Raw genomic sequence first — 26,399 nt, forward strand, 5'->3', positions numbered from 1 at the left:
AGCGCGGGCGGCGCCGGCAGGGCAGCCCAATCCGTCACCGATCAGGCCGCCATGGGCAGAACCCGCCCGGTGCGCGCGGCATGGGCCGTGTCCGGCCGGCCATTCGCGTCAGCCTGCCGCGCCGCGGCCTCCCAGTCATAGGCGACCGCGCGCAGCTCGGCAGACCAGCCTGCGGCCGTCCGGGTCAGCAGGGCATAGCGGGCATGGGGGCTGCCCACTTCCATGGCATGGGGCACCGGTTCCTCGTCCCGATAGGCGGGCATGCCGACGCTGCCGGGGTTCACGACCAGCACATCGCCGGAGACAACGATGCGCGGCATATGCGTATGAGCGCAGAGGACGAGGCGTGCCGCCCCGATGCCGGCCAGGCGTGGGGCGATCGCTTCCGGCCTGTCCAGCACCATCCGGCCAGTCGATACATCCTCCAGCAGGTATTCCAGGTCACCGCCCGCCGGACTGCCATGGCAGGCGAAAACTTCTCCGCCGGCCAGGGAGAGGGTTCCGGGCAGCGCCGCGATCCAGTCCCTGTGCGCCGCTGAAAGCCGCGAGCGGGCGAAGCTGTCGGAGAGGCCGGTGCTTCCTTCCAGGATCTGCCGCTCGTGATTGCCGGCAATGGTTGGGCAGCCCAGGGCGATCTGCGCTTCGGCGCTGCCGGCCGGGTCGAAAGGGCCGGAGACGAGGTCGCCGAGATTCGCCACCAGATCGGGCGAGGCCGCTCGGAGGTCGGCCAGCACGGCCTCCAGGGCAAGAAGGTTCCCATGGACGTCGGCGATGGCGGCGATGCGCATGGGCCGAGGCTAATCCAGCCCGGCCACGCGCCGGAAGGGTGCCGGCGGCCGTGCCATGACTTGCATTCACAGGTGATGTGCCGACACCCGTTCTAGGTTCACGGCCCGCATGGCGCCATTCTGGGTTGGACAGAATCACTGCCCCAAGGCCTTCCATGCCCTTTGCCCTCTACGCCCTGACCGCCGGTGCCTTCGGGATCGGCGTCACCGAATTCGTCATCATGGGCCTGCTTCTGGAGGTCAGCGCCGATCTCGGCGTCTCGATCGCCGCCGCCGGCCTGCTCATCTCCGGCTACGCGCTCGGCGTCGTGCTCGGCGCGCCGCTCCTCACCGCCGCCACGGCCGGCATGGCGCGCAAGCGCGTGCTGCTCGGGCTGATGGTGATCTTCACCATCGGCAACGCGGCCTGCGCGCTGGCGCCCAGCTACGGCGTGCTGATGGCCGCGCGCGTTCTGACGGCCTTCGCACACGGCACCTTCTTCGGCGTCGGCTCCGTGGTCGCGACCGGCCTCGTCGCGCCGGAACGCCGCGCCTCCGCCATCGCCATCATGTTCACCGGGCTGACCATCGCGAACATCCTCGGCGTGCCATTCGGCACATGGCTCGGCCAGCATTTCGGCTGGCGCGCGACCTTCTGGGCGGTGACGCTGATCGGCGTCGTGGCACTGGCCGTGATCGCCCTGATGATCCCGCGGGACGAGGGCGCGCAGGAGGCTTCCGACTGGCGCGCGGACCTGCGCGCCATGGCGCGCGGCCCGGTGCTGCTGGGCCTTGCCACCACCACGCTCGGCTTCGGCGGCGTCTTCGCGGTCTTCACCTATATCGCGCCCATGCTGACCCGCATGGCCGGCTTCTCCGATGCCGCGGTCTCGCCGATCCTGCTGGTCTTCGGCGGCGGGCTGGTGCTCGGCAACCTGCTTGGCGGGAAGCTGGCGGACCGCAATCTCGGGCGCACGGTGATGGGCACGCTCGTCGCGCTTGCCCTCGTGCTGGGGCTGATGACCTTCGCCCTGCACAGCCAGATTGGCGCCATCCTCTTCGTCGGGCTGCTCGGCGCCACGGGCTTCGCGACCGTCGCGCCGCTCCAGATGTGGGTGCTGCAGCGGGCCGAGGGCGCGGGGCAGAGCCTCGCCTCCAGCCTCAACATCGCGGCCTTCAACCTCGGCAATGCGCTGGGGGCCTCGGTGGGCGGCGTGGTGATCGACCATGGCCCAGGGCTCTGGGCCGTGCCGCTGGCTGCGGCGCTGATGCCCGTGGCGGCCGTAGCGCTGGCCGCTTCGGGAATCCGGGCGACGCGCGCGCCTGTGTTGTGCAACGGCTGAAAGGCACGAGTGAGCGGGCGGGGAGATGCCTCCCCGCCCCTTCTTTTGCCCGCCTTCTTCACCGTAGCTCTAGAAGAATTTGGGCCCGGCAGCCCCCGAACGGGGCACCGGTGGACGGACCGGACAGGGTGACGCACAGAAGCCGGCATGACCTTCCGGCGCCTTCTCCCCCTGCTGTCCCTGCTTGCGGCATGCAGCACCACGGCCCCGCCCGCCGGCCCGGATCTGGAGGCCCGGATTCTCGCGACCCACAATGCGGCGCGCGCCGAAGTCGGCGTGCCGCCCCTGCGCTGGGATGCCTCCCTGGCCGCGGATGCCCGCCGATGGGCGGAGCATCTCGCGCAGGCTGACCGCCTGCTCCATGAGGGCGCGCCGGGCGGACCCGGCGAGAATCTGTGGATCGGCACGCGGGGCGCCTATCGGGTGGAGCAGATGATCGGAACCTGGGCGGCCGAGAAACCCGCCTTCCGCCGGAAGCGGCGCTGGGAGGACGACTTCCCCCGCGTCGGGCATTACACGCAGGTGGTCTGGCGCGGCTCGACGGCGGTCGGGTGCGGGATGGCCGGCAATGACCGCCACGATATCTTGGTCTGCCGCTACTGGCCGCCGGGCAACCGGGTAGGCGAGCGGCCCTACTGACAAGCCGAGAACCGGCCCGGCGTGGCGGATCGCCCGCCGGATGCTATCTCTGCCCGAACGCAATCCGGAACCCCCTCATGCTCGACATCGCCTTCGCCAAACCCGCCCTGCCCGAGAGCGGCGCCCTCGTCCTGCCCCTGGCGGAAGAGGATCTCGGTGGCGCGCTGGTCGCGGAGTGGGATCGGCTGCTGGGCGGCCATGTCGCGCGCGGGCTGGCGGCGGCGGAGTTCAAGGGGCGCAAGGGGCAGAGCGTCACCCTCTATGCGCCGGGCGGCGGCCTCTCCCGCCTGCTGCTGATCGGGCTGGGCAAGCGGGACGCGCTGGACGCCAGCGCCGCCGAGGCGGCCGGGGGCGCGGCGGCGGCCGCGCTGGGCAAGGAGACGGTCGCCTCCATCGACGCGCGCGCCATTGGGGGCTGGGCCGGGGCGCCGGCGGATCTGGCGCTGGGCGCCGTGCTGCGCGCCTGGCGCTTCGACCGCTACCGCACCACCGAGAAGCCGGAGGACAAGCCGCGCCTGACCGGGATCAAGGTGCTGTGCGAGGATCCAGCCACCGCCAAGACGGAATGGAGCTCCCGCCGCGCCGTGGCCGAGGGCGTGTTCCTGACGCGGGAGCTGGTGAGCGAGCCCGCCAATATCCTCAACCCGCCCGAATTCGCCGACCGCCTGCGCAAGCTGGAGAAGCTGGGCGTGGAGGTGGAGGTCTTCGGGCAGAAGGACCTGGAGAAGCTGGGCTTCGGCTCCATGCTCTGCGTCTCCCAGGGCTCCGCGCAGCCGCCGCGCATGGTGGTGATGCGCTGGAACGGCACGGATTCGCGCAAGCGTGACAGCCAGCCCATCGCCTTCATCGGCAAGGGCGTGACCTTCGACACCGGCGGCATCTCCATCAAGCCCGCGGGCGGCATGGAGGACATGAAGTGGGACATGGCCGGCGCCGGCGTGGTGGCGGGGCTGATGGCCGCGCTGGCCGGGCGCAAGGCGAAGGTCGATGTGGTCGGGCTGGTCGGGCTGGTGGAGAACATGCCTTCCGGCACCGCCACGCGCCCCGGTGACGTCGTCACCTCCTATTCCGGCCAGACGATCGAGGTGATCAACACGGATGCCGAGGGGCGCCTCGTGCTGGCCGATGTGCTGGCCTACTGCAAGAAGCGCTTCGACCCCGCCTTCATGGTGAACCTGGCCACCCTGACCGGCGCCATCATCGTGGCGCTGGGCAATGAGCATGCCGGGCTGTTCTCCAATGATGATGGCCTGGCGAAGCGCATCGAGGAGGCGGGCAAGGCGGTGGGCGAGCTGGCCTGGCGCATGCCGCTGGGCGAGGCCTATGACCGGCAGATCCGCTCCGATATCGCCGATATGAAGAATGTGGGCGGCGGGCGCGCGGGCGGCTCGATCACGGCCGCTCAGTTCCTGCAGCGCTTCGTCGATGGCTGCCCCTGGGCGCATCTGGACATCGCGGGCGTGGCCTGGAGCAGCAAGGACCAGCCGACCGTGCCCAAGGGCGCGACGGCCTGGGGCGTGCGCCTGCTGGACCGGCTGGTGGCCGAGCACCATGAGGGCCGGGCCACGGCCCAGCCCTCCGCCGAACCCGCCGCAACGGAGGAGGCCGCGGTGAGCGGCAATGGCGATCCCTCCCCGGCCACGCTGGCGGAGGGAAGCGCGGCCTCCGAAGCCGTGATCCCGGCGCCGGATGATGCAACCGGGCCAACCGCGGAGCCCTCCGACCCCGCCGCCTCGCGCGCCGCACGCCGGCCGGCGCCGCGCCGCCCGCGCGGCTGAGGAAGGGTGGATTCCCGGTGCTGAAGCTCCGCCTGACCGAGTTACCGCGCCGGCGGGTGCCGGTGGCGGTCCCGGTCCTGCCAGGCCGGGCGGTGCCGGAGGCCTATGCGCCCTTCGCTGCCGCCGCGGGCTTCGAGGCAGCGAAGGGCGGGGCGCTGCGCCTGGATGGGGTTCTGGGTGGACGCACCGCCTGGCTGGTCGGCGTCACCCCGGGGCCGCAGGGGCTGGAGGTGGCGGGGGCGCTCGCGGCGGCCTCCATGGCGGAGGCGCGGCACGGGGTGATCGACGCGCGGGGCCTTTCGGCCCGCCAGATCGGCGCGCTGGCCATGGGTGCCGGGATGCGCGCCCATCGCCTGCCCCATTACGGGGCAGAGCGACCCGCCGCGCTGCGCCAGCTGGACCTGCTGGTGGACGACGCCGATGCCACGGAGCCGGAGATCGCACGCGTCAGTGCCGTGCTGCGCGGCGTGGGCTTCGCGCGTGACCTGGCGGCGGAACCCGCGAACAAGCTGACGCCCACCGATTTCGCCGACCGCCTGCGCGAATTGGAGGCGCATGGGATCGAGGTGGAGGTGCATGGTCGCCACTGGCTGGAACGGCATGGCTATGGCGGACTTCTCGCGGTCGGGCGCGGGTCGGATCATCCGCCGCGCCTGGTGATCCTGCGCTGGCCCGGCCATGGGCCGGACCATGAACATGCCGCGCCTGTCGCCTTCATCGGCAAGGGCATCACCTTCGACACGGGCGGGATCAGCATCAAGCCGGCGGCCGGCATGGAGGCGATGAAGGGCGACATGGCCGGCGCCGCCGCCTGCGCGGGGGCCATGCTGGCGCTGGCGCTGCGCGACAGCCCTGCCCCGGCCGTCGCGGTGCTGGCCATTGCGGAGAATGCGACAGGCGCCGACAGCTACCGCCCCGGTGACGTGCTCCGCATGGGCTCCGGCATGACGGTGGAGGTGGTGGACACGGATGCGGAGGGGCGGCTGGTGCTGGCCGATGCGCTGCACCACGCACGTGGGCTGAAGCCCTGCGCCATGATCGACCTGGCGACGCTGACCGGCAGCATCGTCTCGGCGCTGGGCCATCACCGCGCCGGGCTGTTTGGCAATGACCCCGCCCTGCGGGATGCGACCATGGCGGCGGGGGATGCGGTGGGAGAGTTGCTCTGGCCCATGCCGATCGGCACGAAGCACCGCGCGGATCTGGCAAGCGAGATCGCCGATATTCGCCACTGCCTGCCCGTGGGCGGTGGCGGGCCCGGCTGGGCCGGGAAGTTCCTGCCCGATGCCTGCCAGGCCGCTGCCTTCCTGCGGGAGTTCGCGGCACCCGAGGGGGCGGATGCCATCCCCTGGGCCCATCTCGACATCGCCGGCGTCGATCTGCGGGAGGAGGACAAGGAAGCGGGTGCCTATCCCCTTCCCCCCGGCCCGAGCGGCTACGGTGTGCGATTACTGGACCGGCTGGTGGCGGACCGGTTCGAGGCCCTGGCCTGACAATGACCGAGATCGGCTTCTACCACCTGACCCGCACGGCACTTGAGGTGGCGCTTCCAAAACTGCTGGGCCGCGTGCTGGCCACCGGCACCCGCGCCGTGGTGCGGGTGGGCGGGCCGGAGCGGCTGGCGGCGCTGGATACCGCCCTCTGGCTCTGCCCCGACCCGGACTGGCTGCCCCATGGCACCCCCGCCACGGGGGATGCCGATCTCCAGCCGATCTGGCTGACCACGGAGGATGATGCACCGAACGGCGCCCGCCACCTTTTCCTGGCCGATGGGGCGGAGACGGCGCGGCCCGATGATTACGACCGCATCTTCGACCTGTTCGATGGCAATGACCCCGAAGCCCTGCAGGCCGCCCGAGACCGCTGGCGCCGGGCCCGCGCGGCCGGCCATACGCTGACCTACTGGCAGCAGGGCCCGAATGGCTGGGCGAAGCGAGAGTAGCGCGCATCTCCGCGCGCTCTGCCCCCTTGTCGCCCCCGGCCGGGCCTGCCACATCGGGCCGGCCTTCAGGAGCGCATTCCATGTCCGACAATACCCAGGCCACCGAGACCATGACGGTCGGCGCCCTGATCACCGAGTTGCAGAAGCTCGACCCCAACCGCCCGATCGCGCTCGGCATCATGCTGGGCGGTGAGGAGGAAGAGGGCGAGATCGACATCTACGGCATCGACCTGATCGAGGAGATGGAGGCGGAGGACGGCTCCCCCGCCTATGTCATCGCCTGCGACCTGCGCGGCTCGGACGACGAGGAAGAGGGCTGAGGCCCTCTTACCGCCCGGGAACCTGAAAACGGTTCCCGGCGGGCATCCATCGCGCGGTTGGCCCGTTCATGCGGGAAACCCGACATGGATGCCCCAACATGATCTCCACCCGTCTTCACGGGCTGATTGACTATGGCGTGGCCGCCCTGCTGGGCGGCCTCTCCACCTGCCGCATGCTGCACCCCAGGGCGCGGCGGGCGCTCGGCACGGCCAGCGCCTTGCACACCGGGTATTCCCTGCTGACCGACTATGAGGGCGGGGTGAAGCCGGTTCTCTCCATGCGCCACCACCTGATCCTTGATGCCCTGGGCGGCGCCGCGCTGATCGGCACGGGGCTGAGGATGCGGCACGGCCCCTCGCGCACGCTGCTCATCGGCGCCGGCCTGGCGGAACTGGGGGTGGTGGCCCTCAGCAGCAAATACCCGCAGCGCGGCCCGGGCCAGGGCTCCGGCCCGGTCGGGCGGCTCATGGGCCGCGATGACGCGGCCGCGGCCGAGCAGGTGGGCTATCCGCCCTTCGACACGCCCAAGCCAGTCGCTCAGGACGTGTTCATCGTGGACAGCGTCCTGCCCAAGGCTTCGCTGAACGTCCGCATGACCGTGATCAAACTGCCGGGTGGCGAGCTGCTGCTGCACTCGCCGACGCGCTTCAGCCAGCCACTCAAGCAGGCGCTGGAGCGGATCGGGCCGATCCGCCACCTCGTCGCGCCCAATATCGCCCACTGGACCTTCCTGAAGGACTGGAAGCAGGCCTGCCCGGAGGCGGTGAGCTGGGCCGCGCCCGGGCTGCGCCAGCGGTCCCAGGTGCGGCGGAGTGGCGTGCGGCTGGATTACGACCTCAGTGATGCCGCGCCCGCGGCCTGGGGCGGCGTGATCGAGATCGTGCCGGTGCCGGGAGCGATGGGCTTCCACGAGATGGCGATGTTCCACCGGCCGACACGCACGCTGCTGCTGACCGACCTCGTCATGAATCTGGAGCCGCCGAAGCTGCCGATGCCGCTGCGCGCGATCGCCAGGCTCTTCGGCATGACGGCGCCGGACGGCATGCCGCCGCCCTATCTGCGGGCCGTGGTGAAGTTCCGGCATGCCGAGGCGGCAAAGGCCGCGACCCGGATGATCGAGCTGCATCCCGAACGGGTGATCTTCGCCCATGGCCGCTGGTTCGAGCGTGACGGCGCGGAGCATCTGCGTCGCTCCTTCCGGTGGCTATGGAGCGGCGGCTACCAGGAACCGGCATCTGGGCATGGCCCGGAGCCGCTGCTGACGCATGACGGCGCCACGACCATCGCGACACAGTCGCTTTGATCGATTGTTCCGCTGGGGCAGGTCTGGAGCCTGACCTGCCCCAGCGAAAAGCTCAGCCTGACAGACGGCCGTTCAGGCCTGCATCCGCATGGAACAGGCGGAAGCCATCTAGGCGGTGAGAGGTGGGCTAAGACGAGCAAAGCCTTCCTGCCGCCGATAGGGAAAATACGGGTAGGGCGCAGTCACGGCGCTGGCTGCATCCAGCCGGGCTATCTGCTCACGTGTCAGGGTCCAGCCCACGGCACCGAGATTCTGCCGTAGCTGCGCCTCGTTGCGGGCGCCAATGATGACGGAGGCGACGGTGGGCCGTTGCAGCAGCCAGTTGATGGCGATCTGCGGCACGCCGCGGCCCGTTTCGGCCGCTACCTCGTCCAAGGCATCGATCACGCGAAACAGGAGTTCGTCCTCCACCGGCGGCCCAAAGCCGGCGGTTTCATGCAGCCGGCTGCCCTCGGGCAGCGGCTGGCCGCGGCGGATCTTCCCGGTCAGGCGCCCCCAGCCGAGCGGGCTCCAGACGAGAGCGCCTATGCCCTGGTCCATTCCCAGCGGCATCAGCTCCCACTCGTAGTCGCGGCCGACCAGGGAATAATAGACCTGGTTCGCGACATAGCGCGGCCAGCCATGCCGCTCGGCGACGGCAAGCGACTTCATGACCTGCCAGCCGGAGAAGTTGGAAACGCCGACATAACGGACCTTGCCGGCCTGCACGAGCGTATCGAGTGTCTTCAGCACCTCCTCGACCGGCGTGCAGGCATCGAAGGCATGCAGCTGTAGCAAGTCGATATAGTCCGTGCCGAGGCGGCGCAGGGCGTCCTCCACGGCGCGGATGAGGCGGCTGCGCGAAGTGCCAGCTTCCAAAGGGCCATCGCCCATCGGCAGGCCGGTTTTGGTCGAGATCAGCACGTCCGACCGGCGCCCCCGGATCGCGGCGCCCAGCACCTCCTCCGAGGCGCCTTGCGAATAGACATCCGCCGTGTCGAACAGCGTAACGCCTGCTTCCAGGCAGATGTCGACGAGACGCCGCGCCTCCGTGGCGTCGGTGCGTCCCCAGGCGCCGAAAAGCGGCCCGGATCCGCCGAAAGTCCCCGCTCCGAAGCTGAGGGCCGGAACCTTCAGGCCGGAGCGGCCGACAGAGCGATATTCCATGAAGCTGTTCCTGCCGTTGGAAGGAGAAGGAAGCTGAAAAGGTCAGGCCAGGAATTCTGGGCGACCTGGCATTCCCGGATTAGAGTCCGGGCTGGAACAGCATTGCTGAAATGACGTCACATGAGCCTGCCGACGCCGAACCGTTCCGGGGAAATGGAAGTCTTCGTACGGGTGGTGGAGCGGGGTGGCTTCTCCGCCGCGGCGAAGGCCCTGGGCCTCACGCCCTCCGGCGTCAGCAAGCTGATGACACGGCTGGAGGCCCGGCTCGGAACGCGGCTGCTGCTCCGCTCGACCCGGCAGCTCAAGCTCACCTCGGAAGGGCAGGCGTTCTACAGCCGCAGCGTCCGGGTGCTGGCTGATATCGCGGAGGCCGAGCAGGAAGCAGCGGCCGGGGCCACGCCCCGCGGGCGGGTGCGGATCAATACCAACCTGCCCTTTGGCCTCCACAAGCTGCTGCCGCTCGTGCCCGGCTTGCGAGCCCGTTACCCCGAGGTGGAACTGGATCTCGTGATGACCGACCAGGTGGTGGACCTGACGCGGGAGGGGGCGGATCTGGCCATCCGGTCCGGGATGCTGCGCCCCTCACGGCTGCGTGCCCGCAAGCTGGGGGAAAGCGGTTACGCCATCGTGGCCTCGCCGGCCTATCTCGCCGAACATGGCCGGCCAGAGAGCTTCGCCGATTTGGAGGGGCATGTGCGGCTGGCCTTCAACTTCGCCCGGAGCGTGCCGGACTGGCTGGTCCTGCACGAGGGCGAGGCCGTCGCATTGCCACCCCGCGGCGGCGTGCTCGCGAGCGATGGCGAGGCATTGCGCCAGTTGGCACTGGCCGGTGTTGGATTGGCGCGGCTGAACCTGTTTCATGTCGGGCCGGATATCCGCGCCGGCACCTTGGTGCCGGTGCTGGAGCACCTGAATCCCGGCGATGTGGAAACGGTTCACGCCGTCTATCTGGGCCAGGCCAGCCCGCTGCCGGCGCGGGTACGGGCCGTGATCGACTACCTCTCCGAAACCGTCACGCTGCCTTGAAGGCCTGGCTATCGCCGCCTGCCTGAAGACTGGGGCACGAGCGGCTGTCCCAAATCCTTTAGGTCCGCCCGAACATCCGGGCGAGGTCGCCCGGCCCAAGACGCAGGAAGGTCGGACGGCCATGGGAACAGGTGGCGGCGCGCGGCGTCGCCTCCATCTCGCGCAGCAGAGCCGCCATTTCCGCTGTGTTGAGGCGGCGGCCAGCGCGCACGCTGCCATGGCAGGCCAGCCGCGCCACCGCGGCATCCAGGCGCCGCTCCAGCGCGGTGCTCTCCTCCCAGTCCGACAGTTCGGCGGCGATGTCGGCCAGGATCGGCGCGGGCTCCGGATTGCCGAGCAGGGCCGGCAGGGCGCGCACCAGGATGGCACCGGGGCCGAAGGGCTCGATTTCCAGCCCGAGCCGCGCGAGGTCCTCGGCCCGCTCCGCCAGGCGCAGGGCATCGGCGGGGGGCATGTCCACCACGGCGGGCAGCAGCAGGGGCTGGGAGCGCACGCCACCAGCCACGAGTTGGGCCGAGAGGCGCTCATGTGTCAGGCGCTCATGCGCCGCGTGCTGGTCCACGAGGATCAGGGCGCCATCCGGCGCCTCGGCCAGGATGTAGGTGTCCAGCAATTGGGCCAGGGGGCGGCCGAGCGGGCCATCCTCCGCCGGCTCCAACGGGGGTGGCGCCTCGGCGGGCAGGGGCGCCGGCATAGATGACGGCGCGCGGGGCGGCAGGGCAAAGCGGGGCTGGACCGGCCGCAGGGCGGACGGGGCGGTAAAGGCGAGTCCTGTCTCGGCAAAGCCGGGCGCGCGGATGGGCGTGGTGGTGCCATCGGCCCAGGCCACGGCCGGGGCCTCAGCCGGCGCCCCATTCTCGATGGGCTGGCCAGCCCGGCTCGGCCAGGCAGGGTCCGGCGCACCGCCGGAATCCCAGCCGCCTGCCAGCCCGACCCCAGCCCCGGTGCCCAGCGCCCTGCGAAGCGAGGCGATCAGCGCCCCGCGCACCCCGTTGGCGTCGCGGAAGCGCAGCTCGGTCTTCATGGGGTGGACGTTCACATCCACCGCCTCGGGCGGAATTTCCAGAAAGAGCGCGGCCACGGGGTGGCGCCCGGCGGCCAGCACGTCGCGATAGGCCACGCGCAGGGCCGCGCGCAGCAGCGGGTCGCGCACCGGGCGGCGGTTGACGACGAGGTGCTGCTCCGCCGCCGTGGCGCGGTTATGGGTCGGCAGGGCGGCCAGACCTTCCAACAGCAGGTCGGGCCATTGGCCCTGCACCGGTACGGCGGCGGAGGCGAAGTCCTTCCCCAACAGGGCGGCGGCGCGGCCGGCGCGGTCGGCGGCGGGCAGGTCCAGCGCGGTCCGGCCATCCACCGTCACGCGGAATGCCACCTCCGGCCAAGCCAAAGCGAGGCGGCGCACGGTCTCCACGGCGTGGGAAGCCTCGGTGCCCGGAGTTTTCAGGAATTTCCGGCGGGCGGGGGTGGCGAAGAACAGGTCCCGCACCTCCACACGCGTGCCCGGGGGCGCGGCGGCGGGGGTAACCTCCCCTACCCGGCCGGCCTCCACATGGATGCCGTGGGCTTCCCCATCGCGCGGGCGGGTCGTGATGGAGAGGCGGGAGACGGCGCCGATGGAGGGCAGCGCCTCCCCCCGGAAACCTAGGGTCGCGATGCGGAACAGCGTTTCCTCATCCGGCAGCTTAGAAGTGGCGTGGCGCTCGACGCACAGCGCCAGATCGGCCGGGATCATGCCCTTGCCGTCATCCTCCACCAGGATGCGGTCGATGCCGCCGCCTTCCAGCGTCACAGCGATGCGGCGGGCGCCGGCATCCAGCGCGTTCTCCACCAGCTCCTTCACGGCAGCGGCGGGGCGCTCCACCACCTCGCCGGCGGCGATGCGGTCTGCGGTGGTGGGGGGAAGACGGCGAATGACCTGAGCGGGAATCACATGGAAGGGGATGGGGCTTCACGGGCCCCGAGGCAAGGATGCGCCGCACAGGTGAAAGAAGGATGAGCGACCGGCTCGTCAGACTCCGCCCGGCCTGTTAACGGGGCACCGATGCGCCCCTCCCGCGCCCTTCTCGCGCGACTGATCGCCGTTCTGCTGCTCGCGCAATGGGCTGGCGCGGTGCTGCCGCATGCGCGCGCCCTGGCCATGCTCGGCCGGATCACGGCGGTGGAGCTGTGCAGCCATGAGGGCGCACGGACCATCCTTGTCGACGAGAACGGCAAGCCGGTCGAAAAGTCCCACGACCTGTCCTGCTGCGATCTCTGCCAGGCCCCTGCTGCGATCGAAGTGACGGGACCACAGGCCCCGCAGCGGCGCATCGCCTATGCCGTGGTGGCGCATCCGCCAGGACGCGCCGGGCTGCCACCCTTCCCGCCCCGTGCCCCGCCGCAACAGCCAAGGGCCCCACCCATCGCCTGACCGGCCCGCGCTGGCCCGATCCCGGGTCGGCTGTTCATGCCTGTCAGGAATTCGCCATGCCTTTCCCATGTCGCGCCGCGCTGCTCGCGGCCACTTGCCTTTCCCTGTCCTCCCTCGCCCTGGCCCAGGAAGCGGCCTCCCCTCCGCTGGCAGTGCCGGAGGTGGCGGTGACGGGCACCGCCCCTTCCCTGACCGCACCCGATGCCGCCGAGGCGGCGATCCGGCTGCGTCAGGTGCCCGGCAACGTCACCGTCCTGCCCGCGGAGGAGATCCGCACCCGCGCCGGCGTCACCTCCCTGCGGGACGTGCTGGAATTCGTCCCTGGTGTTTTCGCCCAGCCGAAATGGGGGGAGGACACGCGCCTCTCCATCCGCGGCTCCGGCCTTGCCCGGAACTCCCATCTGCGTGGCGTGCAGCTGACGCAGGATGGCATCCCGCTGAACCAGGCCGATGGCTCCGGCGACTTCCAGGAGTTGGACCCGCTGACCTTCGAGCATGTGGAGGTGCTGCGCGGCGCCAATGCCTTCGGCCTGGGTAGCGCCACGCTGGGCGGGGTGCTGAACTTCGTGACGCCGACTGGGCGCAGCGACCCGGGCGCCCTGCTGCGCGGCGAGATCGGCAGCTATGGCTACCGCCGCGCGCAGGCCGCCTATGGCGTGGCCGCGGGCGCCTGGGATGCCTGGGCCAGCGGCACGGTGCTGAGCCAGGACGGCTTCCGCCGCCATAGCGACGGCGAGAGCCGCCGCTTCAACGGCAATATCGGCTGGCAGATCACGGACGACATCGAGACGCGGCTCTACTACGGCTACAACAACATCGAGCAGCGCATCCCCGGCAGCGTCACCCGCACCCAGGCGCTTACGGATCCGCGGCGCGCCGCCGCCGCGAATCTGCTCAACGACTATCAGCGCAATATCGAGAGCAACCGCGTCGGCAGCCGCACCACATGGCGGATCGCGCCCGGCGCGGTGCTGGAGGCCGGTGCCTCCTTCGTTCACCGGGAGGTGGACCATCCGATCTTCCAGTATATTGACCAGCGCAGCAACGACGTGAACGGCTTCGCGCGGCTGACGCTGGACGGGACGGTGGCCGGGCTGCGGAACCGGCTCGTGCTGGGCGGTACGGCTGGCATCGGGCACACCGACAGCAACCGCTATGTCAATCTCGGCGGCCATGCCGGGCGGCTCACAGCCTCCTCCACCGACCGGGCGCGGACCAACACGGCCTTCGTGCAGGACACGCTCTACGTGCTTCCGAATCTCGGGCTAGTGGCAGGGATACAGGTCGGGGAAGCCTATCGCGCCAGCCGGGACCGCTTCCTGTCGGATGGCGACCAGTCCGGCGCCGCGACCTATCGCTACGCCAACCCGCAGATCGGCGCGGTGTGGGATGTGACACCGGATGTGCAGGCCTTCGCCAATCTGTCCTGGGCGACGGAGCCGCCCACCATCACCGACCTGACTCCGTTGGCAGCCCAGGGCTTCTCCGCCCTGAAGGCGCAGCGGGCGCGGACGGTGGAGATCGGCACGCGCGGCCAGCGAGGCGATCTTATCTGGGAGGTGGCGGCCTATCGCAGCTGGATCCGGGACGAGATCCAGCTTTTCGACCCCACTGGCACCGGTGCCAGCTTCGCCCTGAACGCCGATCGCACGATCCATCAGGGGATCGAGGCGGCCCTGTCCTGGACGCTGGGGCGTGGTCTTTTCGCGCCGGAGGGCCGGGACAGCCTGATCTTGCGGCAGGCCTACAGCTTCAATGACTTCCGCTTCGACGGGGATGCGCGTTATGGCGACAACCAGCTTCCGGGCGTGCCGCGCCATCTCTATCGGGCGGAGCTGCGCTACCGGCACCCTTCCGGCGCCTCCATTGCGCCGACACTGGAATGGGTGCCGCAGGGCTTCCATGCGGACAACGCCAACACGCTGAAGACGAATTCCTACGCCATCCTCGGCCTGCGGGCAGGCTGGGATTTCGAGAACGGGCTGTCGATCTTCGCGGAGGGACGGAATCTGACGGACCGGAAATACATCTCCAGCGCCTCCGTCGCATCGGTCGCCACGCCCGCCTCGGCGCTGTTCGAGCCGGGCTTCGGGCGCAGCGTCTATGGTGGGGTGCAGTTCCGCTTCTGAGGGACCGTCGGGGCCGCGCCTGCAAGGCGCGGCCGCCGCGGATCGTGGCGATCAGCGTGTGGCCACGATGAACAGGCGGGGAAAGGGCAGAAGCACCGTGCCGTCCGGCAGCGCCGGATAGGCCTGCGCCACCGCCGCCTGATACCGCGCGAGATAGGCGGCCTTCTCGTCCTCGTTCAGCGGCGCAAGGAAGGGTCGCAGGCCGGTGCTCTTGAACCATTCCACCACCGCTCCCGCCCCGCCCGCAAGCGGGTGGTGATAGGTGGTCCGCCAAACATCGACTCGCGCGCAATGCGGCCGCAGCAGGCCGTAATACCAGTTCGCGCTCTCCATCATCGTGCGCGCGCCGGCGGCGCCGGCGAGCTTGCCGGCCCAGGGTCCCTCGGCCGCCACTTCGCGCATCAGCCGGTGCGCCGGTTCGTCCAGATTGTCCGGCATCTGCACGGCCAGGCTGCCGCCCGGCGCCAGCTTGCCGATCAGGCGCGGGAGCAGCGTGGCGTGATCCGGAACCCATTGCAGCACGGCATTGGCGAGGATCGCGTCGAAGGGCCCCTGATCCTCCCAGCTTTCGATGGAGGCGACCTCGAACCGGAGGTCGGGCAGCCGCTTGCGCGCGGCCGCGATCATGTCGGGCGAGCTGTCCATCCCGGAGACGACGGCGCCAGGGAAACGGTCCGCGAGCACCTCCGTGGAATTGCCGGGGCCGCAGCCGATATCCACCACCGCACGGGCCTCACGGCCGGGAATGGCATGGACCAGATCCCGCACCGGACGGGTGCGCTCATCCTCGAAAGCGACGTACTGCTTGGCGGACCAGCTCATAATGCCTTGCCCCTGTGAGTCATGTCGGGGCCACCCTGCCCCAATTGAGCGCGCCGGAGGATATCGGCCCCCTGTTCCGTGAGGAGCACGGTGGCCTGGCCCTGTTTCCCCGAAGCTCCCTGCACGATCCGCACCAGCCCCATTTCATTCGCGTCCTCCCAGGCCGGTAGCCTGGGACAGGAGGTGCGCCAGGCTTCCATCGTCTCGGCATAGGTGCGTGGACGGGCAGCGACCCAGACCAGGAACTCCAGCAGATTGCCGGAAAGAGGGGTCTCGGCATCCGACCCCGGCCTGAGCTTGTCCATAGCGAGCCTACACTGCTGGGGAGTGCGCTCCAGAAGTGGCGCAAGGCGCTCATGATGTCCAATGCATTGGAGAAGGCCTTCTGATACCTCTCTGGTATGATCGATCTGCGCCGTCTCAGGGCCTTCGTCGCCGTGGCCGAGGAGGGTCACGTCACCCGGGCCGCCGAACGGCTGGGTATGCAGCAACCGCCACTCACCCGGTTGTTGCAGGGGCTGGAGACGGAATTGGGGGTGCGGCTGCTGCACCGGATGCCGCGCGGCGTCCGCCCGACCGAGGCCGGGATGGCCTTGCTTGCTGAAGCACGGGCGCTGCTGGAGCGGGCCGGGGGCGTGGCGGAAGTCGTGCACCGGGCCGCGCGCGGCGAGCAAGGCCGGCTTGCCCTGGGCTTCACCAGCTCGGCCGCGCTGCATCCCCTGATTCCGTCGGTCTTCCGCCGCTTCCGTGAGGCTTTTCCCGGCGTCTCCGTGGCGCTGGAGGAGGCCGGGACGGGAGAGTTGGTAGAGGCGCTGCTGCATGAGCGGCTGGACGCCGCCTTCGTGCGCTCACCCGTGCAGCAGGTGCCAGGCCTGGTGGTCGATGCGGTGCTGGAGGAATCCATGCTGGCAGCACTTCCGGCCGGACATGCGCTCGCGGCCGAGAGCGGTGCGCCGCTACTGCTCGCCGACCTGGCCGGCGAGGCCTTCGTTCTGTATCGCCGCCCCGAGGGTCCAGGGCTCTACGACACCATCCTGGCCGCCTGCCGGGCCGCCGGGTTCAGCCCGATGGTGGTGCAGGAGGCACCGCGCCTGCCTGGGACACTGAGCCTGGTCGCCGCGGGCTTCGGCGTTTCCGTGGTGCCGGCCTCCATGCGGCGGCTTGGCGGCGAGGGTATCACCTATCGCGAGCTGACGGGCTGCCCCGGGCTGTCCGCGCCGCTGCATCTTGCTATGCGCCGGCTGGCACAGGCGCCTGCTCTCACGCGCTTCCGCGAGATCGTGTCGCAGATGCGGGATCGGACGATCCGCGAACCAGACACGCCCGGGGCGTGACCCGCGGCGATACCGCGCGGGGCTTCCGCCGCGGCCGCGCGTTCAGGAACCGCGCAGCCGATGCAGTTCAGCGATCAGCGCGGTGGTTGAGGGATCATGTGCCCCCGCCATCGCGCCCGGCGCCAGCTCCGGCAGGAGCGCGCCAGCAAGTTGCTTGCCCAGCTCCACACCCCACTGATCGAAGGCGTTCACATCCCAGAGGGCGCCGAGGCAGAAGACTTTGTGCTCATAGAGGGCGACGAGCTGGCCAAGCGTGTTCGCATTGAGCCGTGGCAGGACGAGGGTGGTGCTCGGCCGGTCGCCGGGGAAAAGGCGATGGGGCAGCAGGGCCTCGATAGCTTCGGGGGACATGCCCTTGGCCTCCATCTCGGCCCGCACCTCGGTCGCGTCGCGACCACGCAACAGCGCCTCGGCCTGGGCGAGACCGTTGGCAAGGAGCTGGCGGTGATTTTCCTCAAAGCCATGATCGGGATTGGCGATCAGCACGATGTCAGCCGGGATCGGCGTGGTGCCCTGATGCAGAAGCTGCATGAAGGAATGCTGCGAATTCGTCCCGGGCTCACCGAAGACCACGGGGCCGGTGGCGCGGAGCACGGGCATCCCACCAAGGGTCACGCGCTTGCCCAGACTTTCCATCTCCACCTGCTGAAGATGGGCGGGGAAACGGGCCAGGCGCTCGTCATAGGGCAGCACGGCGCGGCTGGCATAGCCGAGGCCATCGACATGCCAGAGCTCGGTCAGTGCCATGAGCAGGGGCAGGTTCTCCGCCTCGGGCGCGGAGAGGAAGTGCTCGTCCATCTTGCGGGCGCCTGCGAGAAGATCGGCGAACACGTCCCAGCCGCAGGCGAGCGCCACGGAAAGGCCAATGGCGGACCACATGGAGAAGCGGCCGCCCACCCAGTCCTTGAAGCCGAAGACCTGGTCCTCCGGCACGCCGAAATCCCGCGTGGCCTTCAGGTTCGTTGAAAGCGCGACGAGATGGGCATCCGCCTTGTCGCCCAGTGCGGCACGCAGCCAGTCCCGCACCAGATGGGCGTTGGCCATGGTCTCGGCCGTGGTGAAGGTCTTGCTGGCGACGAGGACGAGGGTCCGGGCCGGGTCCAGCCCGTGGCGCATCGCCTCCCATGCATGACCGTCCACATTGGAGAGATAATGCGCGCGCATGGGCATGCCCTGCCGCCACAAGGCACGCGCCGCCATTTGCGGGCCGAGATCGGAACCGCCGATGCCGATATTCACGACATCCGTGAAACGGCCCTGGGCATGGATACGGGCGCAGAAGGCGCGCATGGCATCCAAGGTGTCATGAACCTCAGCCGAGGCATCCTCGCCGCACGTACGGAAGGCGCCGCGCGGGCCGCGCAGGGCCATGTGCAGCACGGCGCGGCCCTCGGTGGTGTTGATCGCATCGCCCCGCGCCATGGCGTCGCGCGCGGCCAGCACGCCGCGGGCGCGGGCCAGATCCAGCAGCGCATCCCGCACCGCATCGGAAACCGAGGTCTTGGAGAGGTCCGCCAGAATGTCGCCGGCACGGTGGGTGAAGCGTGCGGCGCGGGTCGGATCGGCCATGAGGGGCCGGATGGCCGAAGCCCCCGCCTCGCTCGCCAGGCTCATGACCCGTTGCCAAGCCATCTCTGCCCGATCCACCATACCGTGCACTGCCTCTGAGCCTCCTAGGAATATCGTGCAGAGGTTAGGGGGGCGCTGACGGGGGTGGAAGGCGGGCGCCGATCACCTCTCCGCCGGTTGATCGGCCGATGGCCGCCCGGACAGCATGGGCGGCCCCACCGGATCGCAGGGCTGGACGGCACGATCCTCGCTACATCCTCCCCATGATTCCTGGCTTAGCCCTTATTCTGTCCTGCCAACTCGCGGGGGAGGCGCTGGTGCATGGCACGGGCTGGCCGCTGCCCGGGCCCGTGGTTGGCATGGTCATCCTGCTCCTGCTCTTGCTCCTGAACGACAGCCTGCCGAACCCGGCCGAGACACGCTTCGTGACCGCGCCATCGGAGGCCCTGGTGGCCAATCTCTCCGTCCTCTTCGTGCCGGCCGGGGTCGGGGTGGTGAACAAGCTGGACGTGCTGGAGGCCCATTGGTTCGCCCTGGCCCTGGCCCTGGTCACCTCGACCATTATCGGACTGGCGGTGACGGCGCTGGTCTTCGCCGGGGTGGCGCGGCGGCTGTCCCCCGCCTCCGAACGGGAAGAGGCGGCATGAGCGATCCTGATTTTGGCCTCTGGGTCTATCTCTCCCGCACGCCGCTCCTCTGGCTGACGGTAACCCTGCTGGCTTATGTGGCGGCCGACCGGATCTCCAAGGCGCTGGGACGGCACCCGCTGGCCAACCCAATGCTGTTCGCGGTGGTTCTGGCAGCGGGCGTGCTCTACGCCACCGGTACGCCCTACCGCACCTATTTCGAAGGTGCGCAATTCGTCCACTTCCTGATCGGCCCGGCCACCGTAGCGCTGGCCGTGCCGCTGTACCGCAACCGGCGCACGGTGCTGCGGGCCATCCTGCCGATGGGGGCGGCGCTGCTGGTCGGGGGATTGTCGGCCATGCTCTCGGCCCTGCTCATCGCGCGGGCGCTGGGGGTGCCCGGGCCGGTTCTGGCTTCGCTTGCGCCGAAATCGGTGACGACGGGCATCGCCATGGGTATCGCCGAGGGGCTGGGAGGCGATCCCGCCCTGGCCGCCGTGCTGGTAATCATCACCGGGGCGATCGGGGCGGTGGTGGTGACGCCGCTGATGAACGCGCTGGGCTTGCGCGACATGCGGGCGCGCGGATTTGCGGCTGGGCTGGCGGCGCACGGGCTGGGCACGGCGCGAGCCTTCGTCGTGAACCCTGTGGCCGGAACCTTCGCGGGAATCGCCATGGCACTGAACGCTTTGCTGAGCGCGATCCTGGCGCCGATCGTACTGCGGGCCCTGCTTTAGGCAGCCGGGCGGTTCGGAAAACGCCGCCGCGCGGCGTCCAGCGCCACATCACAAAATCTTGTCCGAGGAATGTGCCGGCCAGCAAACTCCAGACATCATGGAGGAGTTTGACACGGACCTGTGGCGATGACATCGCGTGTCCATGGATCGAGCCCGCACGGCCCTGCATGTTTCCCGCGCTGCCGAGTGGGCGAATCCAATCAAGATCCGTGTTGTTTCGGAGCACGACCGGGCGGCGTACAAGGTGGCTGGGATCGGGCCGAATCCTTCGGTGCTTCGGGAGCGGCTTCGTTGACCTGCCGCGCTTCAACCAGACCTGAACAGGGCAGCGGAGCTGCGGGATTGTGGGGCCGCCATGGATGAGATCGAGGGGTCCCGGAGCCATTCCGCTCTTCTAGCCGCTGCGGACGACGTCGCGCGCCATATCGCGGCTCCTCTGGCACAGGCCGTTGACGAGGAGGCACGCTGGCCCAGGGAGGCCATGGCGGCGCTTGGGGAAAAGCGACTGCTCGGCCTGCATGTTCCGCAACGCCTCGGCGGGTTCGGCGAAGGGCTTTCCGCCCTGGCGGAGGTGACGGAAACACTTGGCAAGGCCTGCAGCTCGACCTCCATGTGCTTCGGCATGCATTGCGTCGCCACTGCCGTTATTGCCGCCAAGGCCACGCCCTATCAGGAGCAGCATTACCTCCGCCCCATCGCCGAAGGCCGCCACGTCACTTCCCTGGCCCTGAGCGAACCCGGAACAGGCGCGCATTTCTATCTACCGCGCGCCATCTTCCGGCATGAGGAAAACGGGTTCCTGATCGATGGAACCAAGAGCTTCGTCACCAGCGGCGGGCACGCGGACTCCTATGTGGTATCCGCCGTTGCGCCCGGCTCCGAGCTCGACCCAGGCACCTTCACCTGCCTGCTGATGGATAACGAGGCCGACGGCCTCGAATGGGGGCCAGCCTGGAAGGGTCTGGGCATGCGCGGCAACAGTTCTCAGACCGCGCGGCTCAACCGGGTCAAAGTACCAGCGGGCAACCTGCTCGGCCATGAGGGCGATCAGATCTGGTACGTGTTCGAGGTCGTGGCGCCCTACTTCCTCGTCGCCATGGCCGGAACCTATCTGGGCATCGCCCAGGCGGCCCTGGATCTGGCAGTCGAGCACCTCCGGCAGCACCGGTACGAGCACACCTCCGAACGCCTGGCGGAGAATACCGCCCTGATCGAGCGCGTGGCGGAGATGTGGACTTCCATCGAGCGTGCGCGCCGCCTGCTGCATCATGCCGCAAAGCTCGGTGATGATGGCGCTCCGGAGGCCCCGAGGGCGCTTTTCGCCGCCAAGCTGGAAGTCGCGGATGCCGCGGTTGCGGCCACGAACACCGCGATGATGCTGCTCGGCGGGCGGGGCTACCGGGACAACGGAAAGCTTGCGCGCCTTCTGCGCGATGCGCAGGCGTCGCATATCATGTCGCCGACGACCCATCTCCTGAAAACCTGGCTCGGCCGCTCCGTGCTCGGCCTCCCACTCCTGTAACCAGGGATGCCAATGCGAGTCCTGGTGCTGACGGGAGCGGCGCGCGACGAATGGGCCGCGACACGGTTCCCGGCCGGCTGGGCAGATAGGGACATCGAACTCTCCGTCTCCACGGAAATCCGCATGGGGACGGAGGAGGATGCGGACATCCTGGTCATCTCGCCTTCCGTCTCCGAGCCCCTGGCTTCCGCCCGCACTTTCCGGCGGCGAAAGCCGTCCGGTCAGGTCATGTTCGTCGTTCCGCCGGATCAGCTGGATCGCATGCGCGGCCTGCTGCCCTTCTCGCCGGAGATTTCAGAAGCCTGGGTCGTGAACGAGGACACGCCTGTGGCGGAATTCCGGCGTCTCCTGCGTGAAGCCGGTGCGGCCGTCCAGAAGCGCCGTGCCGTGAAGGGTCTGTACAGCCGGATCAACGCGCGGATCAGCCGGACGCCGGAGCCTGCCCCGGAAGATCAGCCGGCCAACCAGGAGCAGCAGCCGGCCCTTGCCGAGCATTACTTGACGGCCATCCTGGCGAATGCGCCGGATGCGTTGGTCGCCACCTCCCTCGACGGCTCGGTCGTGGGTTGGAGCGACGCGGCCGCCCGCCTCTTCGGACAGGCCTGGGATGATGTGGCGGGGAAGGACCTCACCACTCTGTTCCTTCCGGAGGAGCGGAGCGAAGTGGTCTCCATGCTTCGCCAAGTGGGAATGGGCGAGAACCTGCAGCCGAAGGAGCTGCGGATTGCCGACCACCGGACGCTGGAGGCAACCGCCGGCCCCGTCCTGGGTGGAAGCGGTGCCGTCGAGGGTGTCTCGCTGGTCCTGCGCGACATCACCGACCGGAAGCGGGCCGAGAGGCAGCTGGCCGAAAGTGAGACGAGGCGGCGTGAGAGCGAGGCGCGGTTCCGCCAGCTGGCTGATTTTTCGCCGGCGATCGTATGGTTCGGCAATCCGGACGGCACGCTGAGCTATCTGAATAACGCATGGTACGAGTACACCGGTCTGACGGAAGCCGAGTCGATTCCCTCCGGCTGGACTAAGGCACTGCACCCCGACGATGCGGACGATCTGCTCGCGGCCTGGCAGAAGGCGCGCAGCGAAGGCACGTTGTACGATCTGGCGAGCCGGTTGCGCCGCCATGATGGCTCCTATCGGTGGTATCAGATCCGGGCACTGCCGCTGCGTGACACCAATGGCGAGATCAAGGGCTGGCTCGGCAACGACACTGACATCCATGACCAGAAGGTGGCCGAAGAGGCGCTGCGGCGGCTGAACGACACGCTGGAGCAGCAGGTCGCCGAACGAACGCAGGAACGCGACCGCATCTGGAATGTGTCGCAGGATCTGCTGGCCGTTTCGGATACCTCCGGCACCCTGCTCAGCGTCAACCCGGCATGGACCGCTGCCTTGGGCTGGACGCGCGAAGAGCTGATCGGCCGCACGACGCAATGGCTGGAGCACCCGGAGGATCAGAGCAGGACCCGGGCCGAGGTGCTCCGCGTCGCCAGTGGCAACCGCTCCCTGGGTTTCGAGAACCGCCTGCGGACAAAGAGCGGTGAGTACCGCACGCTGAGTTGGGCCGTCGTGCCTGTCGAAGGAATGTTCTACTGCTCAGGGCGCGACGTGACCGAGCAGAAGGCCGCGGCCGAGCGGCTGGCGAAAACCGAAGAGGCGCTACGGCAAAGCCAGAAGATGGAGGCGGTGGGCCAGCTGACGGGCGGCATCGCGCATGACTTCAACAATCTTCTCGCCGGCATCACCGGCAGCCTGGAGCTTCTCAGCGCCCGCATCGCGCAGGGCCGGCACAAGGAAGCGGATCGCTATATCAATGCGGCGCAGGGCGCGGCCAAGCGCGCCTCCGCGCTGACCCACAGATTGCTGGCCTTCTCCCGCCGGCAAACGCTGGCCCCGAAGGTGACCAACATCAACAGTCTCGTCGCCGGCATGGAGGAGTTGATCCGCCGAACGGTCGGGCCAAGCATCACGATCGAGGTGGTGGGCACCGCCGGCCTGTGGTCCGCGCTGGTGGATCCTCATCAGCTTGAGAACGCGCTGCTGAACCTGTGCATCAATGCGCGGGACGCGATGCCGGAAGGCGGGCGAATCACCATCGAGACCGCCAATAAGTGGCTGGACGAACGCTCAGCGCGCGAGCGCGACCTGCCGCCGGGCCAGTATATCTCGCTCTGCGTCACCGATACCGGAACCGGCATGACGCCCGAGGTGATCGCACGCGCCTTCGATCCCTTCTTCACCACCAAGCCGATCGGCCAGGGGACCGGGCTTGGCCTGTCCATGATCTACGGCTTTGTCCGGCAGTCGGGTGGGCAGGTGCGGATCTATTCCGAGGTCGGGCAGGGCACGACTATGTGCCTCTACCTGCCGCGCCATCATGGCGAGGCGGATGCGACGGCGGGGGAGATGGAGCACGCGGCGGCGCCGCGGGCCGAGCAGGGCGAGACGGTGCTGGTTGTGGATGACGAGCCCACGGTGCGCATGCTCGTGACCGAGGTGCTGGAGGACCTTGGCTACAACGCCATTGAGGCCGCCGACGGCCCCGCCGCACTGAAGATCCTGCAATCCGATGTACGGATCGACCTGCTGGTCACGGATGTGGGGCTGCCAGGCGGGATAAACGGGCGGCAGGTGGCCGATGCCGCCCGGGTCGCCCGCCCTGATCTCAAGGTTCTGTTCATTACCGGCTATGCCGAGAATGCGGCGGTGGGGCACGGCCATCTGGAGCCAGGCATGCATCTGCTGACCAAGCCGTTCAGCATGGATGCCCTTGCGGACCGCGTCCGGGCCCTGATCGCCGATCGCTGAGCCAAAGGTCAGCCAGGGGCACCGGTTCCAAGGCCCGCCCCGGCCAGCCTTTCGGCAGCGGCGCTCGCGGCCCGGCGGAATGCCTCGTCCAGATCGGGATGGGCGAAGACCTGCCCGCCCGACATCCTGATGAAGCCCTCGGTCATCCCGTTCTGCACCAAACCCTCGGAATGAACGAGGATGCCGTCCGCGTCCTCCATCCCGCCAGAGGCTCCACCCAGGCCGAGCGGCGGACGGGGACGGAGCGACTGGCCCCAGGCGTCCCGGACATAGGCTGCCACCTTGGCCGGGTAGTCGCGCCCATCGACCGTGTAGCCGAAGAGCGGCTTGCCCTGGGCAAACATGTAGCCGATCTCCACCGCGGTGCCGGGATCCATGTCCGCGCTGCGGCGGAAGGGGTCGAGGCAGAAGAGGCCGGCGTCGCAGCGGTCCATCAGCGCGCGGTCCGCAGCCACGATGGCCATGATGGTGGCCTCCCCTGGCGGCAGGCCCTGCATGGCGGCCTGCCCGTCCAGCGGCGCAAGGCCGACCAGCCCGAGGCCGCGGCAGATGATGCGAAAGCGATCGAAGATGGCCAGGGCGTCGGGCCGGAAGACGATGTCGCCAGCCAGGTACACACTAGGCCCATTGGCGCGGCCATGAGGTTCTGGGCCTGGCTGCATTTCGGGCTGCCTTGCAGGAGTTGGAGCGGTTCGCCGGCCCACCCTCTGGGCCGGCGCCGGGCGGCTGGCCAGCGAAATCCGGGCCAGCGGGCCCGTGCCCATCGCGCGGGGATTTGTGACCTGCGCGTTCCACGGCTAAACCGATGCGTCATGCCCCGCCGCACCGAATCCAAGCCTCCTGCCGCAACCGATCCCGAGCCCGTCCTGATCACCACCACCGAGCAGCTGGTGCCGCTCTGCGAGCGGTTGCGCCAGGAGCCCTTCGTGACGGTGGACACCGAGTTCATGCGGGAACGGACCTACTGGCCGGAGCTCTGCGTCGTCCAGCTGGGCGGCAGCCAGGACACGGCGGTGGTGGATGCGCTGGCGCCGGAGCTGGACCTTTCCCCCTTGGGCGCCCTGCTGGCGGATGAGCATGTGGTGAAGGTCTTCCACGCCTGCCGGCAGGATGTGGAGATCTTCCTGCTGCGCTTCGGCCAGACGCCACAGCCCATGTTCGACACCCAGATCGCCGCCATGGTGGCCGGCTTCGGTGACCAGGCGAGCTATGACAGCCTCGCCCGCGCCCTGGCCAATGCGCATATCGACAAGGCCCATCGGTTCAGCGACTGGTCCGCCCGCCCCCTTTCCCCCGCCCAGATCGCCTATGCGGCGGCCGATGTGACCCATCTGCGCCGCATCTACGTCGCCCTGCGGGACCGGCTGGAACGAGAGGGACGGCTCGAATGGGTGGCGGAGGAAATGGCGGCGCTGACCAATCCCGCCACCTACGGCACCGATCCCGACACGGCCTGGGAGAAGCTGCGTCCGCGCACGGGTAACCGCCGCTTCCTCGGCACGCTGCGCGCCATCGCCGCCTGGCGGGAGCGGGAGGCGCAGCGGGTGAACATCCCCCGCCAGCGCCTACTGCGGGACGAGTCGCTGCTGGAAGTGGCGGCCACCGCCCCCACCGATGCGGCCGCCCTGGCCCGGGCCCGCGGGGTGACGGAGGGCTTCGCCCGCGGCAAGTCCGGCGCCTCCCTTCTCGCCGCCATTGAGGCCGCGAAGGCCATGCCAGACGAGGAACTGCCGGAGGTCCCGCGGGACCGGGCCGGTCCCTCCCCCTCCCCGGCCCTGGTCGCGCTGCTGAAGGTGCTGCTGGCTGCAAAGGCGGAGGAGCATCAGGTGGCCCCCCGGCTGCTGGCGAATTCGGAAGACCTGGACCGTCTGGCCTCCGATGCGCCGGAGGATCTGCCGGCCCTGCAGGGGTGGCGCCGCAAGGTCTTCGGCGCCGATGCCCTGGCGCTCCGCAACGGTGATCTTGCCCTGGGCGTTGAGGGACGGCGGGTTCGGCTGATCCGGCCCGCCACCATGACGCGCGCCGCTGCCAGCTGAAAAACACTGGCCTACCCTACTCATCCCGGGGGATTGAAGGCCGGGGCAAGGGGAGGGTGTTTCATCGGTGCTTGCGCGCCGCCCGGCGCTGGTTTAGCGCCCTCCTGCCGGTCGCGGACCTGCCCTTTGGCAGGCTTCGAGGCC

The 26,399-nt window shown here is 69.5% G+C and carries 24 protein-coding genes; 17 read left to right on the plus strand and 7 right to left on the minus strand.

Going from position 1 to position 26,399, the window contains the following annotated elements:
- Positions 1-41: 41 nt before the first annotated feature.
- Positions 42-788 carry a metallophosphoesterase family protein gene (locus ACO1BU_RS10580; protein WP_424135904.1) on the minus strand — a complete coding sequence of 249 codons (747 nt, stop codon included), beginning with the start codon at positions 786-788 and terminating at the stop codon, positions 42-44.
- Between the two features lie 155 nt (positions 789-943).
- On the opposite strand from ACO1BU_RS10580, the gene ACO1BU_RS10585 reads away from it, so the two are divergent.
- The 7 genes from ACO1BU_RS10585 (at position 944) to ACO1BU_RS10615 (ending at position 8,093) form a co-directional block, all read left to right on the plus strand.
- Positions 944-2,110, plus strand: coding sequence for an MFS transporter (locus ACO1BU_RS10585; protein ID WP_424135905.1), 1,167 nt, complete (start codon positions 944-946; stop codon positions 2,108-2,110).
- A gap of 147 nt (positions 2,111-2,257) precedes the next feature.
- Positions 2,258-2,749: a CAP domain-containing protein gene (locus ACO1BU_RS10590; RefSeq protein ID WP_424135906.1), complete on the plus strand. Its 492-nt coding sequence runs from the start codon at positions 2,258-2,260 to the stop codon at positions 2,747-2,749.
- A gap of 77 nt (positions 2,750-2,826) precedes the next feature.
- Entirely contained in the window at positions 2,827-4,527 is a 1,701-nt protein-coding gene (locus ACO1BU_RS10595; RefSeq protein ID WP_424135907.1) for a leucyl aminopeptidase, read from the plus strand.
- A gap of 17 nt (positions 4,528-4,544) precedes the next feature.
- Positions 4,545-6,020, plus strand: a complete 1,476-nt coding sequence (locus tag ACO1BU_RS10600; protein ID WP_424135908.1) for a leucyl aminopeptidase family protein — start codon at positions 4,545-4,547, stop codon at positions 6,018-6,020.
- A 2-nt stretch (positions 6,021-6,022) separates the two neighbouring features.
- Positions 6,023-6,469 carry a DNA polymerase III subunit chi gene (locus ACO1BU_RS10605; RefSeq protein ID WP_424135909.1) on the plus strand — a complete coding sequence of 149 codons (447 nt, stop codon included), beginning with the start codon at positions 6,023-6,025 and terminating at the stop codon, positions 6,467-6,469.
- 80 nt (positions 6,470-6,549) lie between these two features.
- A complete protein-coding gene (locus ACO1BU_RS10610; protein WP_424135910.1) occupies positions 6,550-6,789 on the plus strand; it encodes a hypothetical protein in 240 nt (79 codons plus the stop codon).
- Positions 6,790-6,887: 98 nt separating this feature from the next.
- Positions 6,888-8,093 (plus strand): DUF4336 domain-containing protein, encoded by a 1,206-nt coding sequence (locus tag ACO1BU_RS10615; RefSeq protein ID WP_424135911.1) that lies wholly within the window; start codon positions 6,888-6,890, stop codon positions 8,091-8,093.
- Positions 8,094-8,201: 108 nt separating this feature from the next.
- Here the strand turns inward: ACO1BU_RS10615 and ACO1BU_RS10620 are convergent, their stop codons facing one another.
- Positions 8,202-9,239 (minus strand): aldo/keto reductase, encoded by a 1,038-nt coding sequence (locus tag ACO1BU_RS10620; RefSeq protein ID WP_424135912.1) that lies wholly within the window; start codon positions 9,237-9,239, stop codon positions 8,202-8,204.
- A gap of 120 nt (positions 9,240-9,359) precedes the next feature.
- Here ACO1BU_RS10620 and ACO1BU_RS10625 point away from each other — a divergent pair, with 120 nt between their 5' ends.
- A complete protein-coding gene (locus tag ACO1BU_RS10625) occupies positions 9,360-10,265 on the plus strand; it encodes a LysR family transcriptional regulator (RefSeq protein ID WP_424135913.1) in 906 nt (301 codons plus the stop codon).
- Positions 10,266-10,323: 58 nt separating this feature from the next.
- Here ACO1BU_RS10625 and mutL read toward each other — a convergent pair whose 3' ends face one another.
- Complete coding sequence (gene mutL, locus ACO1BU_RS10630; RefSeq protein ID WP_424135914.1) at positions 10,324-12,195, minus strand: DNA mismatch repair endonuclease MutL; 1,872 nt, start codon at positions 12,193-12,195, stop codon at positions 10,324-10,326.
- 111 nt (positions 12,196-12,306) lie between these two features.
- On the opposite strand from mutL, the gene ACO1BU_RS10635 reads away from it, so the two are divergent.
- Both ACO1BU_RS10635 and ACO1BU_RS10640 read left to right on the plus strand, forming a co-directional pair.
- Entirely contained in the window at positions 12,307-12,675 is a 369-nt protein-coding gene (locus ACO1BU_RS10635; protein ID WP_424135915.1) for a DUF2946 family protein, read from the plus strand.
- 56 nt (positions 12,676-12,731) lie between these two features.
- Entirely contained in the window at positions 12,732-14,804 is a 2,073-nt protein-coding gene (locus tag ACO1BU_RS10640; protein WP_424135916.1) for a TonB-dependent receptor family protein, read from the plus strand.
- Positions 14,805-14,855: 51 nt separating this feature from the next.
- Here the strand turns inward: ACO1BU_RS10640 and tam are convergent, their stop codons facing one another.
- Both tam and ACO1BU_RS10650 read right to left on the minus strand, forming a co-directional pair.
- Complete coding sequence (gene tam, locus ACO1BU_RS10645) at positions 14,856-15,626, minus strand: trans-aconitate 2-methyltransferase (RefSeq protein WP_424135917.1); 771 nt, start codon at positions 15,624-15,626, stop codon at positions 14,856-14,858.
- Positions 15,623-15,931 (minus strand): hypothetical protein, encoded by a 309-nt coding sequence (locus ACO1BU_RS10650; protein ID WP_424135918.1) that lies wholly within the window; start codon positions 15,929-15,931, stop codon positions 15,623-15,625. Before ACO1BU_RS10650 ends, tam begins: the two co-directional genes overlap by 4 nt.
- A 96-nt stretch (positions 15,932-16,027) precedes the next feature.
- Between ACO1BU_RS10650 and ACO1BU_RS10655 the strand changes: the two genes are divergently transcribed.
- Entirely contained in the window at positions 16,028-16,960 is a 933-nt protein-coding gene (locus ACO1BU_RS10655; RefSeq protein ID WP_424135919.1) for a LysR family transcriptional regulator, read from the plus strand.
- A gap of 42 nt (positions 16,961-17,002) precedes the next feature.
- Here ACO1BU_RS10655 and pgi read toward each other — a convergent pair whose 3' ends face one another.
- On the minus strand, positions 17,003-18,610 hold the full coding sequence (gene pgi, locus ACO1BU_RS10660; protein ID WP_424135972.1) for a glucose-6-phosphate isomerase: 1,608 nt from the start codon (positions 18,608-18,610) through the stop codon (positions 17,003-17,005).
- 182 nt (positions 18,611-18,792) lie between these two features.
- Between pgi and ACO1BU_RS10665 the strand changes: the two genes are divergently transcribed.
- The 5 genes from ACO1BU_RS10665 to ACO1BU_RS10685 all read left to right on the plus strand — a co-directional run bounded on the left by ACO1BU_RS10665 (position 18,793) and on the right by ACO1BU_RS10685 (position 24,219).
- Positions 18,793-19,176, plus strand: coding sequence for a CidA/LrgA family protein (locus ACO1BU_RS10665; RefSeq protein ID WP_424135920.1), 384 nt, complete (start codon positions 18,793-18,795; stop codon positions 19,174-19,176).
- Positions 19,173-19,892, plus strand: coding sequence for an LrgB family protein (locus ACO1BU_RS10670; RefSeq protein ID WP_424135921.1), 720 nt, complete (start codon positions 19,173-19,175; stop codon positions 19,890-19,892). The genes ACO1BU_RS10665 and ACO1BU_RS10670 overlap by 4 nt, the downstream gene beginning before the upstream one ends.
- Before the next feature lie 142 nt (positions 19,893-20,034).
- A complete protein-coding gene (locus tag ACO1BU_RS10675; RefSeq protein ID WP_424135922.1) occupies positions 20,035-20,187 on the plus strand; it encodes a hypothetical protein in 153 nt (50 codons plus the stop codon).
- 60 nt (positions 20,188-20,247) lie between these two features.
- Positions 20,248-21,414: an acyl-CoA dehydrogenase family protein gene (locus ACO1BU_RS10680; RefSeq protein WP_424135923.1), complete on the plus strand. Its 1,167-nt coding sequence runs from the start codon at positions 20,248-20,250 to the stop codon at positions 21,412-21,414.
- A gap of 6 nt (positions 21,415-21,420) precedes the next feature.
- Positions 21,421-24,219: a PAS domain S-box protein gene (locus tag ACO1BU_RS10685; RefSeq protein WP_424135924.1), complete on the plus strand. Its 2,799-nt coding sequence runs from the start codon at positions 21,421-21,423 to the stop codon at positions 24,217-24,219.
- Positions 24,220-24,227: 8 nt separating this feature from the next.
- Here ACO1BU_RS10685 and ACO1BU_RS10690 read toward each other — a convergent pair whose 3' ends face one another.
- Positions 24,228-24,881 (minus strand): nucleoside 2-deoxyribosyltransferase, encoded by a 654-nt coding sequence (locus ACO1BU_RS10690; RefSeq protein ID WP_424135925.1) that lies wholly within the window; start codon positions 24,879-24,881, stop codon positions 24,228-24,230.
- A 150-nt stretch (positions 24,882-25,031) separates the two neighbouring features.
- On the opposite strand from ACO1BU_RS10690, the gene rnd reads away from it, so the two are divergent.
- On the plus strand, positions 25,032-26,255 hold the full coding sequence (gene rnd, locus ACO1BU_RS10695; protein ID WP_424135926.1) for a ribonuclease D: 1,224 nt from the start codon (positions 25,032-25,034) through the stop codon (positions 26,253-26,255).
- Positions 26,256-26,399: the final 144 nt, after the last annotated feature.

The organism is Roseomonas chloroacetimidivorans (assembly GCF_049629625.1).
GTDB lineage: Bacteria > Pseudomonadota > Alphaproteobacteria > Acetobacterales > Acetobacteraceae > Roseomonas > Roseomonas chloroacetimidivorans.

Excerpts from the sequence above, each read along its gene's own strand:
- pgi (WP_424135972.1), bottom strand. The coding sequence starts at position 18,610 with ATGGTGGATCGGGCAGAGATGGCTTGGCAACGGGTCATGAGCCTGGCG.
- ACO1BU_RS10605 (WP_424135909.1), top strand. The coding sequence starts at position 6,023 with ATGACCGAGATCGGCTTCTACCACCTGACCCGCACGGCACTTGAGGTG.
- ACO1BU_RS10590 (WP_424135906.1), top strand. The coding sequence starts at position 2,258 with ATGACCTTCCGGCGCCTTCTCCCCCTGCTGTCCCTGCTTGCGGCATGC.
- ACO1BU_RS10650 (WP_424135918.1), bottom strand. The coding sequence starts at position 15,931 with ATGGACAAGCTCAGGCCGGGGTCGGATGCCGAGACCCCTCTTTCCGGC.
- ACO1BU_RS10680 (WP_424135923.1), top strand. The coding sequence starts at position 20,248 with ATGGATGAGATCGAGGGGTCCCGGAGCCATTCCGCTCTTCTAGCCGCT.
- ACO1BU_RS10610 (WP_424135910.1), top strand. The coding sequence starts at position 6,550 with ATGTCCGACAATACCCAGGCCACCGAGACCATGACGGTCGGCGCCCTG.
- ACO1BU_RS10670 (WP_424135921.1), top strand. The coding sequence starts at position 19,173 with ATGAGCGATCCTGATTTTGGCCTCTGGGTCTATCTCTCCCGCACGCCG.
- ACO1BU_RS10685 (WP_424135924.1), top strand. The coding sequence starts at position 21,421 with ATGCCAATGCGAGTCCTGGTGCTGACGGGAGCGGCGCGCGACGAATGG.
- ACO1BU_RS10585 (WP_424135905.1), top strand. The coding sequence starts at position 944 with ATGCCCTTTGCCCTCTACGCCCTGACCGCCGGTGCCTTCGGGATCGGC.
- ACO1BU_RS10640 (WP_424135916.1), top strand. The coding sequence starts at position 12,732 with ATGCCTTTCCCATGTCGCGCCGCGCTGCTCGCGGCCACTTGCCTTTCC.
- tam (WP_424135917.1), bottom strand. The coding sequence starts at position 15,626 with ATGAGCTGGTCCGCCAAGCAGTACGTCGCTTTCGAGGATGAGCGCACC.
- ACO1BU_RS10635 (WP_424135915.1), top strand. The coding sequence starts at position 12,307 with ATGCGCCCCTCCCGCGCCCTTCTCGCGCGACTGATCGCCGTTCTGCTG.
- ACO1BU_RS10675 (WP_424135922.1), top strand. The coding sequence starts at position 20,035 with ATGGATCGAGCCCGCACGGCCCTGCATGTTTCCCGCGCTGCCGAGTGG.
- ACO1BU_RS10655 (WP_424135919.1), top strand. The coding sequence starts at position 16,028 with ATGATCGATCTGCGCCGTCTCAGGGCCTTCGTCGCCGTGGCCGAGGAG.
- rnd (WP_424135926.1), top strand. The coding sequence starts at position 25,032 with ATGCCCCGCCGCACCGAATCCAAGCCTCCTGCCGCAACCGATCCCGAG.
- ACO1BU_RS10580 (WP_424135904.1), bottom strand. The coding sequence starts at position 788 with ATGCGCATCGCCGCCATCGCCGACGTCCATGGGAACCTTCTTGCCCTG.
- ACO1BU_RS10625 (WP_424135913.1), top strand. The coding sequence starts at position 9,360 with ATGAGCCTGCCGACGCCGAACCGTTCCGGGGAAATGGAAGTCTTCGTA.
- ACO1BU_RS10620 (WP_424135912.1), bottom strand. The coding sequence starts at position 9,239 with ATGGAATATCGCTCTGTCGGCCGCTCCGGCCTGAAGGTTCCGGCCCTC.
- ACO1BU_RS10665 (WP_424135920.1), top strand. The coding sequence starts at position 18,793 with ATGATTCCTGGCTTAGCCCTTATTCTGTCCTGCCAACTCGCGGGGGAG.
- ACO1BU_RS10615 (WP_424135911.1), top strand. The coding sequence starts at position 6,888 with ATGATCTCCACCCGTCTTCACGGGCTGATTGACTATGGCGTGGCCGCC.
- ACO1BU_RS10690 (WP_424135925.1), bottom strand. The coding sequence starts at position 24,881 with ATGCAGCCAGGCCCAGAACCTCATGGCCGCGCCAATGGGCCTAGTGTG.
- ACO1BU_RS10595 (WP_424135907.1), top strand. The coding sequence starts at position 2,827 with ATGCTCGACATCGCCTTCGCCAAACCCGCCCTGCCCGAGAGCGGCGCC.